The sequence below is a fragment of the Streptomyces sp. NPDC043908 genome, assembly GCF_056435525.1.
In genome coordinates this window covers 63,518-76,829 of sequence record NZ_JBWKEI010000013.1, presented here as the reverse complement: position 1 = coordinate 76,829, position 13,312 = coordinate 63,518, and the positions used below count along the sequence as shown (strand labels likewise).

The window sequence follows — 13,312 nt, the reverse complement described above, 5'->3', positions numbered from 1 at the left end:
CCGCCGCCACCGCCCCGCCCCGCCCCGGGACCGACCCGCGTGGGCCCGGCCCTACTCCTGTCCCAGCACCGCCCTGAGCTGGTCGAGGCCCCAGTCCAGGTCCTCCTTGCTGATCACCAGCGGCGGGGCGATCCGGATCGTCGAGCCGTGCGTGTCCTTGACCAGGACGCCCCGGTCCATCAGCCGCTCCGAGATCTGCCGGCCCGTACCGAACCCCGGGTCGATGTCGACCCCCGCCCACAGGCCGCGTCCGCGCACCGCCTCGACCGCGCCGGTGCCGGCCAGCAGCCCCAGCTCGTGGTGGAGGTGCTCACCGAGCTCGGTGGCCCGCTGCTGGTACTCCCCGGTGCGCAGCATCGCGATCACTTCGAGGCCGACCGCGCACGCCAGCGGGTTGCCGCCGAACGTCGACCCGTGCTCGCCGGGCCGGAACACCCCGAGCACCTCCGCCGAGCCCACCACCGCCGAGACCGGCACCACTCCGCCGCCGAGCGCCTTGCCCAGCACGTACAGGTCGGGCACCACGCCCTCGTGCTCGCACGCGAACGTCCTCCCGGTCCGCCCGAGGCCGGACTGGATCTCGTCCGCGATGAACAGCACGTTCCGCTCGCGGGTCAGCTCCCGAACGCCCGGCAGGTATCCGGCCGGCGGCACCAGCACCCCGGCCTCGCCCTGGATCGGCTCCAGGAGCACCGCCACGGTGTTCTCCGTGACGGCCGCCGACAGCGCGGTCAGGTCCCCGTACGGCACGATCTCGAAGCCCGGGGTGTAGGGCCCGTAGTCGGCGCGGGCCTCGTGGTCCGTGGAGAAGCTGACGATCGTCGTCGTACGCCCGTGGAAGTTGTTGGACGCGACGACGATCTTCGCCGTCCCGTCCGGCACCCCCTTGACCCGGTACCCCCACTTCCGGGCCGTCTTCACCGCCGTCTCCACCGCCTCCGCCCCGGTGTTCATGGGCAGGACCATCTCCTTGCCGCACAACTGCGCGAGCTGCCCGCAGAACTCGGCGAACCGGTCGTGGTGGAACGCCCTCGACGTGAGCGTCACTCTCTCCAGCTGCGCCTTGGCCGCGTCGATCAGCCTGCGGTTGCCGTGTCCGAAGTTCAGCGCCGAGTACCCGGCGAGCATGTCGAGGAAGCGGCGCCCCTCGACATCGGTCATCCACGCGCCCTCGGCCGAGGCGACGACGACGGGCAGCGGATGGTAGTTGTGCGCACTGTGGGCCTCGGCAGAGCGGATGGCGTCCGATGTAGTCGACACGGGGTCTCCGTTTCATCGTGCGGCGTGGGACGGGGTAGGGCCCAGTTTCTCTCGTCGCTCGGATGCTGGACGGGGAAACCTTGATTCCCGGTGTGCCCGTTAGGGTGGGTGCTACGTACGGCGACTGGCGCACGGGGAAGCGACCTCGGGGAAGCCGTGCGTGCCACGCGCACGAGGTGCCGCCCGCCTGGGCACCCCGGGACCACCACGGACCCCGGAGGACGCCATGAGCCTGCCCCTTTCCCACCCGGCCCTTTCCGCCACCGACCCCGAACTCGCCGCGCTGGTCGCCGCCGAGGAGCGGCTCCAGTCGGACACCCTGCGGCTGATCCCCAGCGAGAACTACGTCTCGCGGGCCGTCCTCGAAGCCTCCGGCACGGTGCTCCAGAACAAGTACAGCGAGGGCTACGCGGGGCGCCGCTACTACGAGGGCCAGCAGAACATCGACCGGGTCGAGACGCTCGCGGTGGAGCGTGCCAAGGCGCTGTTCGGCGTCGAGCACGCCAACGTCCAGCCCTACTCCGGCTCGCCCGCCAACCTCGCCGTCTACCTCGCCTTCGCCGAGCCGGGCGACACCGTGATGGGCATGGCCCTGCCGATGGGCGGCCACCTCACCCACGGCTGGGGCGTCTCCGCGACCGGCAGGTGGTTCCGGGGCGTGCAGTACGGCGTACGCCACGACACCGGCCTGATCGACTTCGACGAGGTGCGCGAACTCGCCCTCAAGGAACGGCCGAAGATCATTTTCTGCGGCGGCACCGCCCTGCCCCGCACCATCGACTTCGCGGCCTTCGCCCAGATCGCCCGGGAGGCGGGCTCCGTGCTGGTCGCGGACGTCGCCCACATCGCGGGCCTGATCGCCGGCGGCGCCCACCCGTCCCCGGCCCCGTACGCGGACGTGATCTCCACGACCACCCACAAGACGCTGCGCGGCCCGCGCGGCGCCATGCTCATGTCCCGCGAGCAGCACGCCAAGGCCGTCGACAAGGCCGTCTTCCCCGGCCTCCAGGGCGGCCCGCACAACCAGACCACGGCCGCGATCGCCGTCGCCCTGCACGAGGCGGCCCAGCCCTCCTTCCGCGACTACGCCCGGTCCGTCGTCGCCAACGCCCGGGCGCTCGCCGAGCAGCTCCTCGCGCGCGGCTTCGACCTGGTCTCCGGCGGCACCGACAACCATCTGATCCTGATGGACCTGACCCCCAAGGACGTCCCCGGAAAGGTCGCCGCCAAGGCCCTGGACCGGGCCGGGATCGTCGTCAACTACAACACCGTCCCCTACGACCCCAGGAAGCCGTTCGACCCCTCCGGCATCCGCATCGGCACCCCCTCCCTCACCTCGCGCGGCCTGGGCACCGAGCACATGGCGGCCGTGGCCGACTGGATCGACCGGGGCGTCGGCGCGGCCCGCAGCGGCGACGAGGACGCCCTCGCGGTGATCCGGGACGAGGTGGCCGAGCTGATGGCCGCGTTCCCGGCGCCGGGTCTGCCCACGGAGTAGGCGCCACCGCGCCGGGAGCGGGCCGCGGCGGGCCCGGGAGGAGGGACGCGCTGTGTTCCTCCTCACTCCCGGCGCCGCGCGAGGGCAGGGTGGGCCGTTTCCTGTCCACAGGAGTTTCCGAGCTGTCGGCGGCACCTGAGAGAATGATGAACATGGCCTCTGATCGCCCGCCCGTCGCCCACCACCACCCTCAGGGGAATGGCTCCGCCATGCCGCATCGCCCGCGCGTGCTCTCCGGAATCCAGCCCACCGCCGGCTCGTTCCACCTCGGCAACTACCTCGGCGCGGTCCGCCAGTGGGTGGCGCTGCAGGAGTCCCACGACGCGTTCTACATGGTCGTGGACCTGCACGCGATCACCGTTCCGCAGGACCCGAAGGAGCTGCGGGCCAACACCCGGCTCGCCGCCGCCCAGCTCCTCGCCGCCGGGCTGGACCCCGAGCGCTGCACGCTCTTCGTGCAGAGCCATGTGCCCGAGCACGCCCAGCTCGCCTGGGTCATGAACTGCCTGGCGGGCTTCGGCGAGGCGTCCCGTATGACGCAGTTCAAGGACAAGTCGGCGAAGCAGGGCGCCGACCGCGCCACCGTCGGCCTCTTCACGTACCCGATCCTCCAGGTCGCGGACATCCTGCTCTACCAGGCCAACGAGGTCCCCGTCGGTGAGGACCAGCGCCAGCACGTGGAGCTCACCCGCGACCTGGCCGAGCGCTTCAACGGCCGCTTCGGGGAGACGTTCAAGATCCCCAGCCCGTACATCCTCCGGGAGACCGCGAAGATCTACGACCTCCAGGACCCGTCGATCAAGATGAGCAAGTCGGCGTCCACGCCGAAGGGCCTGATCAACCTGCTCGACGAGCCGAAGACCACGGCCAAGAAGGTCAAGAGCGCGGTCACCGACACGGACACGGTGATCAAGTACGACGCCGAGAACAAGCCGGGCGTCTCCAACCTGCTCACCATCTACTCCACCCTCACCGGCCGGACGATCCCCGAGCTGGAGACGGCGTACGAGGGCAAGATGTACGGGGCGCTGAAGACGGACCTCGCCGAGGTGATGGTGGACTTCGTCACCCCGTTCCGGGACCGGACCCAGGAATATCTGGACGACCCCGAGACGCTGGACTCTGTCCTGGCCAAGGGTGCGGAGAAGGCGCGGGCGGTCGCCGCCGAGACGCTGGCCACGGCATACGAGCGGGTGGGGTTCCTGCCCGCCAAGCACTGAGCCGCGCCCGGGCGCGGGGTGTGGGGGGCGCGCTCCGGGCCACGGGAGCGACGGCCCGGCCGAAGGCTCTGGCCAGAAGGGCCGGGCGCCCGCCACACTGCACACTGACGGACACAGACGTACCCGGACAACGACGGAGGAGAACGACGTGGGGACCGTAACGCTCGGCGTTTCGATCGCGGTCCCGGAGCCGTACGGCAGCCTGCTCCAGGAGCGGCGCGCGGGCTTCGGTGATCCCGCCGCGTACGGGATTCCCACGCATGTCACCCTCGTGCCGCCGACCGAGGTCGACGCGGCACGCCTGCCGGCGATCCGGGCGCATCTGGCCGAGGTCGCCTCGGCCGGGCGGGCCTTTCCGATGCGCCTGTCCGGGACGGGGACGTTCCGGCCGCTGTCGCCGGTGGTGTTCGTGCAGGTCGTCGAGGGCGGCGCGGACTGCGCCTGGCTCCAGCAGCGGGTGCGGGACGAGGCCGGGCCACTCGTGCGCGACCTGCACTTTCCGTACCACCCGCATGTGACGGTGGCGCACGGCATCTCCGAGGAGGGGATGGACCGGGCGTTCGAGGAGCTGGCCGGGTTCGAGGCGGAGTGGACGTGCGGCGGCTTCGCCCTGTACGAGCAGGGTGCGGACGGGGTCTGGCGGAAGCTGTACGAGTACGGGTTCGGCCTGAGCGGGGTGCCCGCGCAGGGCGGCTCGCGGGACGAGCCGTCGGTCCGGGCCTGAGCCCCAGGGGCTCCGGCCCCCGCGCCCCTGGCTACCCAGGGGCGCGGGCAACCGCGCGGGCAACCCACCACGGTCCGCAGCCGCACTCCTGGCCCGGAGGTTCCTACACCGGCAGGCGCCGGAACAGCGGCCTCGGGACGTGCCGCAGCGCGGACATCACCATCCTCAGCGTCCCCGGCACCCACACCACCTCCGCCCGTCTGCGCAGGCCCGTCTCGATGGACTCGGCCACCGCCTCGGGCGTGGTCGCCAGGGGGGCCTCCGGGAGGCCGGACGTCATCTTGGTGCGGACGAAGCCGGGCCGCACCACCATCACGTGGACGCCGGAGCCGTGGAGCGCGTCGCCCAGGCCCTGGGTGAAGGCGTCCAGGCCCGCCTTGCTGGAGCCGTAGATGAAGTTGGCGCGGCGGGCGCGTTCGCCCGCCACCGAGGAGAGCACCACCAGGGAGCCGTGGCCCTGGCTCTGGAGGGCCTTGGCGCAGATCAGGGAGGCGGAGACCGCGCCGGTGTAGTTGGTCTGCGCGACCCGTACCGCCGCCAGGGGCGATCCCTCGTCCCGCACCTGGTCGCCCAGGATGCCGAACGCCAGCAGGACCATGTCGATGTCGCCCTGGGCGAAGACCCTGCCCAGGGCCTGCTCGTGCGACTCCGCGTCCAGCGCGTCGAAGGCGAGCGTGTGCACGTCCGCGCCGAGCTCGCGCAGCTCCGCCGCCGCCGCGTCCAGCGCGGGCGAGGGCCGGGCGGCCAGCCAGACCGTGCGGGTGCGGCGGGCCACCAGGCGGCGGGCGGTGGCCAGGCCGATCTCGGAGGTGCCGCCCAGGATCAGCAGGGACTGGGGGGTGCCGAACGCGTCCTTCATCTCATGACTCCTCGTAACTCCGGGGAAGCGGGCGGTCCTTCAGAGGTGCAGACGGCGGGAGAGGTCGGAGACGAAGACCCCGTCCGGGTCCAGTTCGCGGCGCAGGGCGCGGAACGCGGCCAGGCGCGGGTACATGGCTTCCAGGACCTCCGGGCGTACCCGGGAGTCCTTCGCCAGGTAGATCCGGCCGCCCGCGCCCGCCACCTCCTCGTCCAGTTCGTCCAGGAACCCGGCCAGGCCCGGCAGACCGGCCGGGATGTCCAGGGCCAGGGTCCAGCCGGGGACCGGGAAGGAGAGCCAGCCCGGGTCGGCCTCGCCGAAGCGCTTGAGTACCGCCAGGAAGGACGGGCAGCCCCGGCGCGCGATCCGGCGCACCACCCGGCGCAGGGTCTCCTCCTGGCCGTGGCCGACCACGAACTGGTACTGGACGAAGCCGGCCCTGCCGTAGATCCGGTTCCAGTGCGGGACGCCGTCCAGGGGGTGGAAGAACGTGGCGATCGACTGGAGCTCCCCGGTGCGGTGGCGCGGCGCCCTGCGGTACCAGAGCGCGTTGAACGCGGACACCGAGGCGCGGGTCAGCAGACCCCCGGGGAGGTGGCGCGGGGCGGGCGGGAGCCGGGGCGGGGCGAAGTGCAGGGGCGCTCTGCTCGCGCGGCCCCGCAGCGCCTCAAGGGGCGCGTGGTCGCCGCGCGTCAGGACCGCCCGGCCCGTCCGCGCGCCCCTGGCGAGCAGGTCGATCCAGGCCACCGAGTAGCGGTAGCGGTGGTCGGTCGCGGTCAGCCTCGCCATCAGGTCGTCCAGGTCCGCCGCCCGTTCGGTGTCCACCGACATCAGGGACGTCCTGACGGGGTGCAGGCGCAGTTCGACGGCGAGGATCAGCCCCGTCAGGCCCATGCCGCCCGCCGTCGCGTGGAACAGCTCGTCCGCGGGGGTGAGCCTGCGGACGGTGCCGTCCGCCGTGAGGAGGTCGAGGGCGCGGACGTGGCGGGAGAAGGAGCCCGAGCCGTGGTGGTTCTTGCCGTGGATGTCCGCGCCGATCGCGCCGCCGACCGTGACGTACCGGGTCCCGGGCGTCACCGGCACGAACCAGCCCAGCGGCAGCAGGACCTCCATCAGGCGGTGCAGGCTGACCCCCGCCTCGCAGACCACCACGCCCGCCTCGGCGTCGATGGTGCGGACGCGGTCGAGGCCGGTCATGTCCAGGACGGCGCCCCCCGCGTTCTGCGCGGCGTCGCCGTAGGCCCGGCCCAGGCCCCGGGCGATGGATCCGCGTGCCCCGCCCGCGAGGACGGCGGCCACCGCCTCCTCGTACGTACGGGGGCGGACCAGCCGGGCGGCCGTGGGGGCGGTGCGGCCCCAGCCGGTCACGGGCGTCGGGGCGGTGGCGGCAGGCATGACAGCGACCGTAGCGGGGCTGCTCCGAGGAACGTGGCGTTATGCCCTTTTTGGTGTGGTGCTCACCGAAATGGGTGATTGAGTGAGTGTCAAGCGGCATTGACGCGCATCCGGCGCCGCCGCCGGGGAGAGTCGCGTACGGCCGACGGCCGATCGGCGGGGCTGTCTCACGGGATTGGGGTGGCAGATGCGGTACTCCGACGCGGATCACCGGCTGCTGGCGGCGCTGCGGGACTGCGGCGCCGAGCCACGGGTGGCCGCGGCCGCCCGCGCGTTCTCGTTCGCCGGGGAGCACGCGGCGGTGTGGCTGGCTGGCGGGGCGCTGGCCGCCGCCCTGGACCGGGAGCGGCGTACGGGCTGGCTGCGCGGGGCCGCGCTGGTCGTGGGCGCGCACCTGGCCAGCATCGGCGTGAAGCGGGTGGTGCGCCGGCCCCGGCCGCTCCTGCCCGCGCGCGAGCCGCTGGTGCGCACCGCCGGGCGGCACTCCTTCCCCAGCTCGCACGCCGCCTCGGCCGCGGCGGCGGCCGTCGCCTACGGCGCGCTGCGGCCCGCCGGGGCGCGCCTGGTGCCGCCGCTCGCCGCCGCGATGTGCGTGTCCCGGCTGGTCGCGGGCGTCCACTACCCCTCCGACGTGCTGGCCGGAGCGCTCATGGGCGGGGCCGCGGCACGGCTGGGGACACGGTGGCTGGGCCGGACGCGGCCACCCGCCCGGCCGCGGCCCGCAGCGGGAGCCGCCGCGTGAGCCGCCCCGGCCTCGCCGTCCTCGACGAGCCGGCCGCCCGGCACCCGGGGCGGCGCGCGCTCGGTGTGCCCGCCGGCGTGCTCAGGACCGCGCGCCCCCGGCAGTGGATCAAGAACGTGCTGGTGGCCGCCGCGCCCGCCGCCGCCGGGCAGCTCGACTCGCGGGACACCCTGCGCCAACTCGTGGTGGTCTTCGTCCTGTTCACGGCCGCCGCCTCCGCCGTCTACCTCGTCAACGACGCGCGCGACGCCGACGCCGACCGCGCGCACCCGCACAAACGCCACCGCCCGGTGGCCACCGGCCAGGTGCCGGTGCCCGTCGCGTACGCCACCGGGGGGCTGCTCGCGCTGCTCGCCCCGCTCGGCGCGGCCCTCACCTGCAACGCCATGACGGCGACCCTGCTCACCGGGTACGTGCTGATGCAGCTCGCCTACTGCGTCAAGCTCAAGCACGTCCTCGTCGTCGACCTCGTCGTGGTCACCGCCGGGTTCCTGATGCGGGCCATGATCGGCGGGGTGGCGCTCGCCATCCCGCTCTCGCGCTGGTTCCTGATCACCGCCGGGTTCGGCGCGCTGTTCATGGTCGCGGCCAAGCGGTACTCGGAAGCCGTCCAGATGGAGGGGCGCGGCGGCGCCACCCGCGCGCTCCTGGACGCGTACACCACCGGCTATCTGCGGTTCGTCTGGCAGCTCGCGGCCGGGGTCGCGGTCCTCGCGTACTGCATGTGGGCGCTGGAGAGCGGCGGCATGACCGGCGGCTCGCTGCTGCCGTGGCGGCAGCTGTCGATGGTCCCGTTCATCGGCGGGATCCTGCGGTACGCCGTCTTCGCCGACCGGGGGAGCGCGGGCGCCCCCGAGGACGTGGTGCTGCGCGACCGGGCGCTGGTGGTCATCGCCCTGGTGTGGATCGCGCTGTACGGGCTGGCGGTGTCGGATCTGTGAGGGGCGTGCGCCGGGCCGAGCTGGTCGGCTTCGCACTCGCCGGGAGCCTCGCGTACGCCGTCGACCTCGGCCTGTTCGTGTGGCTGCGGTCGTCGCTCGCCTGGGACCCGCTGGCCGCCAAGTGCCTGTCCTTCGTGGCCGGGTGCACCGTCGCGTACCTCGGCAACGCCTTCGGGACCTACCGGGGCAGCCGGGCCGGGGGACGCCAGTACGCCGTGTTCTTCGCGGTCAACATCGCGGGCGCGCTGGTGCAGCTGCTCTGTCTGGCCGTCACCCACTACGGCCTCGGCCTCACCTCGCCGCGCGCCGACACGCTCTCGGGCGGGGTGTTCGGCATGGCACTCGCCACCTGCCTGCGCTTCTGGGGGACGCGGACGCTTGTCTTCCGGGGTGAGGAGGGTACTCGCACGTCATGGACTGGCTGAAGAATCTTCCCGTCGTCGGGCCGTGGGCCGCCCGGCTGATGCGGACGCACGCGTGGCGGTCGTACGAGCGGCTCGACCGGGTGCGCTGGTCCCGGCTCGCGGCCGCGATCACCTTCATCAGCTTTCTCGCGCTCTTCCCGCTGCTCACGGTGAGCGCGGCCGTGGCCGCCGCCGTGCTGACCCCGGGCCGGGTGGAGAAGCTCCAGAACACCCTCGCCGAGCAGGTCCCCGGCATCTCCGACCAGCTCGACCTTGAGGACCTGACCCGCAACGCGGGCACGGTCGGGGTCGTCGCGGGCGCCCTGCTGCTGTTCACCGGCATCGGCTGGATCGGCCAGATGCGCGGCTGTCTGCGGGTGGTGTGGGACCGGGACGACGAGGAGGAGAACCCGTTCCTGCGCAAACTGAAGGACGGCGGGGTGCTGGTCGGTCTCGGCGGCGCGGGGCTCGCCTCGTTCGCCGCGTCCTCGATCGGCTCGACGGCCGTGGGCTGGGCCGCCGCCCAGCTCGGTCTCGAGCACAACGGCGTCGGCCGGGTGTTCGTGGCGATCGTGGCGATCGCGGTGGCGGCCGCCGCCGACTTCCTGGTCCTGATGTACGTCCTGACCCTGCTGCCCGGGGTCTCCCCGCCGCGCCGCCATCTGCTGACCGCCGGGGCGATCGGCGCGGTGGGGTTCGAACTGCTGAAGGTGCTGCTCGGCGGCTATATGCAGGGGGTCGCGGCCAAGAGCATGTACGGGGCGTTCGGGGTGCCCATCGCGCTGCTGCTGTGGATCAACTTCACGGCGAAGCTGCTGCTGTTCTGCGCCGCCTGGACGGCCACCCCCGCCAAGAAGGACGACCCCTCCCTCACCGCTTTCGACGCACCAGCTCCGGAAGAGGCCAGCGCCGGTTGAGCAGGAACACCCCGGCGGCGACCACCAGGAGGGCGCCCGCCGCGATGCCGAGCGCGGTGGCGACACCACCGGAGCCGGGCCCCTTGCGCGTGGTGACCGCCGCCTTCGCGGGGTCCTGGGCTCCGGCGCTCGACGGCGGCTGCGAGCCGGGCGGGGTGTTCGCCGGAAGGGCCGACCTGGGCGGTACGAGCTCGCCCACCGGGGTCACCTTGCCGACCGCCGAGAAGCCCCAGTCCAGCAGACGGGCGGCCTCCTTGTAGACGGCCTGGCCCTCGGAGGAGTCCGGGTTCATCACGGTGACGAGCAGCACCCGGCCGCCCCGCTCGGCGACCCCGGTGAAGGTGGCGCCCGCGTTGGTGGTGTTGCCGTTCTTGACGCCCGCGATGCCCTTGTAGGGGTCCAGGCCCCGCTCGCCGACGAGCAGCCGGTTGGTGTTCTGGATCTCGAAGTAGTCGCGCTCGTGGTTCTTGCCCTCGGCGCCGGGGAACTTGGCGGAGGCTGTGGAGCAGTAGTCGCGGAAGTCCTTCTTCTGGAGTCCCGAGCGGGCGAACAGGGTGAGGTCGTAGGCGCTGGATACCTGCCGCGGGGCGTCGTAGCCGTCCGGCGAGACCACATGGGTGTCGAGCGCCTGGAGGTCCTCGGCGTGCGCCTGCATGTCCTGGACGGTCTTGGGCACACCGCCGTTCATCGACGACAGCACGTGCACGGCGTCGTTGCCGGAGCGCAGGAAGACGCCGAGCCACAGGTCGTGCACGGTGTACGGCAGGTTGGTGTGGATGGGGACGATGCTGCTGCCCTCGCCGACGCCCTCCAGGTCGGCGGGGGTGACGGTGTGCACGTCGGTGCGGGGGAACTTGGGCAGCACCGTGTCCGCGAAGAGCATCTTCAGGGTGGAGGCGGGAGGCAGCCGCCAGTGCGCGTTGTGCGCGGCGAGCACCTGGCCGTTCTCCGCGTCCGCGACGATCCAGGAGCGGCCCGTGAGGTCCATCGGCAGCACCGGCGCGCCGGGGCCGAGCTTCACCTGGGTGCCGGGCTGCCCGAGCAGCGCGCCGCCGACGGTCGACATGCCGGCGGGCGGCGGGTCGGCGTCCCCGCGGGTCCTGCCGGGCTTGCCGGACTGGCCCTGCGTGCCCGGTTTGTCGTCGTGGGGCAGCGCCGAGGCGGGCGCGGCGGCGAGCGCGGGCAGCAGCGCGGCGACCGCGACCGCCAGGGCGATCCGGGCAGGCTTCTTCACAGCAGACACGGACGAGAACGTACAGGCCCAAGGTGTCGATCCGTACACCGGAGGGGTGACCCGCCGGGAGCCGCCACCCGCCCGGCTGCGCCCGCTTCGCCCCGGTGATACTGATTCCATGAAGCTCAGCAGCCGCGTCTCCTGGTTCCTGCTCGCGTTCGGAGTGTGGAGCTGGATCATCTGGATCACTTTCGTCAAGAACCTGTGGAAGGACGGCAGCGGGCTGGCCTTCGACGACGCGGGAGACCCGACGGCGTACTTCTGGGTGCACCTCACCCTCGCCGTCGTGTCCTTTCTCCTGGGGACGGGTGTGGGCCTCATCGGGTTCCGTTCCGTACGCCTTCTGCGCGCGGGGACCGCTCCCACGGCCGGGTCACGGACCGCTAACGACTAGCTCCGCCCCCCTTGTCTCGCGCGGCTAACGAGTAGCTGTGTAGTGAAGATTTCCTCTTCCGAATGTGAAACCCGTGTGATTGGGTGAGCGCCATCACAGGGGTGCGCGAGGGGGTTCGGCACGCCTGAAGGGTGGGGCGTTGCGAGGAGAGCACGGCGATGCGGTCGATCCGTATGCGGATTCTGGCGATTTGTGCGGTACTGGTGGTCGTCGGGGTGGGGGGATGGCAGCTTCTGCCGTCCGACGGGAAGAAGAAGGACCCGATCGCGGTCGGGACGACGGACGCGATCACGTCCCTGGACCCGGCCGGCGCCTATGACGCCGGTTCCTGGGCGCTCTACAGCAACGTCTACCAGACCCTGCTGACCTTCAAGCCCGGCTCCGCGGTGCCGGTTCCGGACGCGGCGCGCGGCTGCCGATTCATCGGGCTGAAGCTGATGACGTACCAGTGCGAGCTGCGCGAGGGGCTGACCTTCTCGTCCGGGCGCAGGATGACCGCTGCGGACGTCAAGTTCTCCTTCGACCGGGTGATGAGGATCAGAAGCGATGTCGGGCCGGCCTCGCTGCTCTCGTCCCTCGGCTCGGTCAAGGCCGACGGCGACACCGTCACCTTCAACCTGAAGACCAAGGACGCCACCTTCCCGTCCAAGCTCGCGACCGGCGCCGGGTCGATCGTCGACAGCCAGGCGTACCCGGCGGCGTCGCTGCGCAAGGGCGACGGCGTGGTCGGCTCCGGCCCGTACCTGCTGAAGTCGTACAAGCAGGGCCACAGCGCGAGCCTGGAGCCCAACCCCGACTACCGGGGGGCGGTCGGCAAGAAGGGCCTGCCGATCGAGGTGCGCTACTACGCCGAGTCCGACCAGCTCAACTCGGCGTGGAAGGGCGGCCAGGTCGAGGTCGCGCACCGGCAGATGCCGCCGAAGGTGCTCGCCAAGCTCTCGCCCGGCGACCCGGACATCCGCATCAGCGAGACGCCCGGGGCCGAGACCCGCAACCTGAACATCAACGTCCGGCCCGGCCATCCACTGGCCCACACCAAGGTCCGCCAGGCGCTGGCCGCGCTGATCGACCGGCCGGGGCTCGCCACCGCGGTCTACGACGGCACGGTCGAGCCGCTGTTCTCGCTGATCCCGCAGGGCTTCACCGGCCACAGCACGGCCTTCTTCGACGCCTACCCCAAGGTGGACGTGGGCAGGGCGAGGTCGCTGCTGAAGTCGGCGGACGTGCGCACGCCCGTGAAGTTCACCCTCGCCTACCGCAAGCTCGGGGCCAACGGCGCCGAGGCGGAGCTGCTCAAGGCGCAGCTGGAGAAGGGCGGTCTGTTCGAGGTCGACCTGCTGGCCGAGGCCGACTGGACGAAGATGCAGAAGAACTACGCGGCCGGGGTCTACGACGCGTACACCGCGGGCTGGGTCGCGGACTTCCCCGACCCGGACAACTTCAGCCAGCCGCTGGTCGGCACCGGGAACAGCCTGCACACCGGGTACTCGGACAAGGACGTCGACGGCATCATCCAGCGCACCCAGCAGTACAGCGACCGGGGCCGCACCGCCGACGACTTCAAGGCGCTCCAGGACAAGGTCGCCGAGGACGTGCCGCTGATCCCGCTCTGGCAGGGCAAGGACTACGTGGTCAGCAGCCGCAGCGTCAGCGGCCTGCAGTACCTGTCCGACGGGACCGGTGTGTGGCGGCTGTGGGAGCTGAACTGGATCTGAGGGACTGGA

The 13,312-nt window shown here is 72.3% G+C and carries 13 protein-coding genes and 1 riboswitch; of the genes, 9 read left to right on the top strand and 4 right to left on the bottom strand.

The features are described 5' to 3' along the window. Window positions 1-51: 51 nt before the first annotated feature. A complete protein-coding gene (gene rocD, locus AC069K_RS26540; protein ID WP_478620577.1) occupies window positions 52-1,260 on the bottom strand; it encodes an ornithine--oxo-acid transaminase in 1,209 nt (402 codons plus the stop codon). A gap of 110 nt (window positions 1,261-1,370) precedes the next feature. Next, window positions 1,371-1,460, top strand: a riboswitch (ZMP/ZTP riboswitch). A 26-nt stretch (window positions 1,461-1,486) separates the two neighbouring features. On the opposite strand from rocD, the gene AC069K_RS26535 reads away from it, so the two are divergent. From AC069K_RS26535 to AC069K_RS26525, 3 genes are all read left to right on the top strand, one after another. Continuing rightward, window positions 1,487-2,758: a serine hydroxymethyltransferase gene (locus AC069K_RS26535; protein WP_365103836.1), complete on the top strand. Its 1,272-nt coding sequence runs from the start codon at window positions 1,487-1,489 to the stop codon at window positions 2,756-2,758. A gap of 209 nt (window positions 2,759-2,967) precedes the next feature. Next, the gene (gene trpS / locus AC069K_RS26530) at window positions 2,968-3,978 is read left to right on the top strand and encodes a tryptophan--tRNA ligase (protein WP_365103839.1); all 1,011 of its coding nucleotides are present in this window, start codon (window positions 2,968-2,970) and stop codon (window positions 3,976-3,978) included. Between the two features lie 148 nt (window positions 3,979-4,126). After that, the gene (locus AC069K_RS26525) at window positions 4,127-4,702 is read left to right on the top strand and encodes a 2'-5' RNA ligase family protein (RefSeq protein WP_365103842.1); all 576 of its coding nucleotides are present in this window, start codon (window positions 4,127-4,129) and stop codon (window positions 4,700-4,702) included. Between the two features lie 103 nt (window positions 4,703-4,805). Here AC069K_RS26525 and AC069K_RS26520 read toward each other — a convergent pair whose 3' ends face one another. Together AC069K_RS26520 and AC069K_RS26515 are read right to left on the bottom strand one after the other, a co-directional pair. After that, window positions 4,806-5,561: an SDR family NAD(P)-dependent oxidoreductase gene (locus AC069K_RS26520; protein ID WP_365103844.1), complete on the bottom strand. Its 756-nt coding sequence runs from the start codon at window positions 5,559-5,561 to the stop codon at window positions 4,806-4,808. Window positions 5,562-5,600: 39 nt separating this feature from the next. Further along, on the bottom strand, window positions 5,601-6,956 hold the full coding sequence (locus tag AC069K_RS26515) for an FAD-binding oxidoreductase (RefSeq protein WP_478620571.1): 1,356 nt from the start codon (window positions 6,954-6,956) through the stop codon (window positions 5,601-5,603). 187 nt (window positions 6,957-7,143) lie between these two features. Between AC069K_RS26515 and AC069K_RS26510 the strand changes: the two genes are divergently transcribed. The 4 genes from AC069K_RS26510 to AC069K_RS26495 are packed head-to-tail and all read left to right on the top strand — an operon-like array spanning window position 7,144 to window position 9,960. Beyond that, a complete protein-coding gene (locus tag AC069K_RS26510; protein WP_478620568.1) occupies window positions 7,144-7,698 on the top strand; it encodes a phosphatase PAP2 family protein in 555 nt (184 codons plus the stop codon). Continuing rightward, window positions 7,695-8,639: a decaprenyl-phosphate phosphoribosyltransferase gene (locus AC069K_RS26505; RefSeq protein WP_478620565.1), complete on the top strand. Its 945-nt coding sequence runs from the start codon at window positions 7,695-7,697 to the stop codon at window positions 8,637-8,639. Before AC069K_RS26510 ends, AC069K_RS26505 begins: the two co-directional genes overlap by 4 nt. Further along, window positions 8,636-9,064 carry a GtrA family protein gene (locus AC069K_RS26500; protein ID WP_478620562.1) on the top strand — a complete coding sequence of 143 codons (429 nt, stop codon included), beginning with the start codon at window positions 8,636-8,638 and terminating at the stop codon, window positions 9,062-9,064. Before AC069K_RS26505 ends, AC069K_RS26500 begins: the two co-directional genes overlap by 4 nt. Then, window positions 9,052-9,960, top strand: coding sequence for a YihY/virulence factor BrkB family protein (locus AC069K_RS26495; RefSeq protein ID WP_478620559.1), 909 nt, complete (start codon window positions 9,052-9,054; stop codon window positions 9,958-9,960). The genes AC069K_RS26500 and AC069K_RS26495 overlap by 13 nt, the downstream gene beginning before the upstream one ends. Here the strand turns inward: AC069K_RS26495 and AC069K_RS26490 are convergent. Beyond that, on the bottom strand, window positions 9,914-11,203 hold the full coding sequence (locus AC069K_RS26490) for a D-alanyl-D-alanine carboxypeptidase family protein (protein WP_365103856.1): 1,290 nt from the start codon (window positions 11,201-11,203) through the stop codon (window positions 9,914-9,916). The two genes, AC069K_RS26495 and AC069K_RS26490, sit on opposite strands and share 47 nt — an antisense overlap. Before the next feature lie 109 nt (window positions 11,204-11,312). On the opposite strand from AC069K_RS26490, the gene AC069K_RS26485 reads away from it, so the two are divergent. After that, a complete protein-coding gene (locus tag AC069K_RS26485) occupies window positions 11,313-11,588 on the top strand; it encodes an SCO4848 family membrane protein (RefSeq protein WP_358831750.1) in 276 nt (91 codons plus the stop codon). Between the two features lie 158 nt (window positions 11,589-11,746). After that, a complete protein-coding gene (locus AC069K_RS26480) occupies window positions 11,747-13,303 on the top strand; it encodes an ABC transporter substrate-binding protein (RefSeq protein ID WP_365103859.1) in 1,557 nt (518 codons plus the stop codon). Window positions 13,304-13,312: the final 9 nt, after the last annotated feature.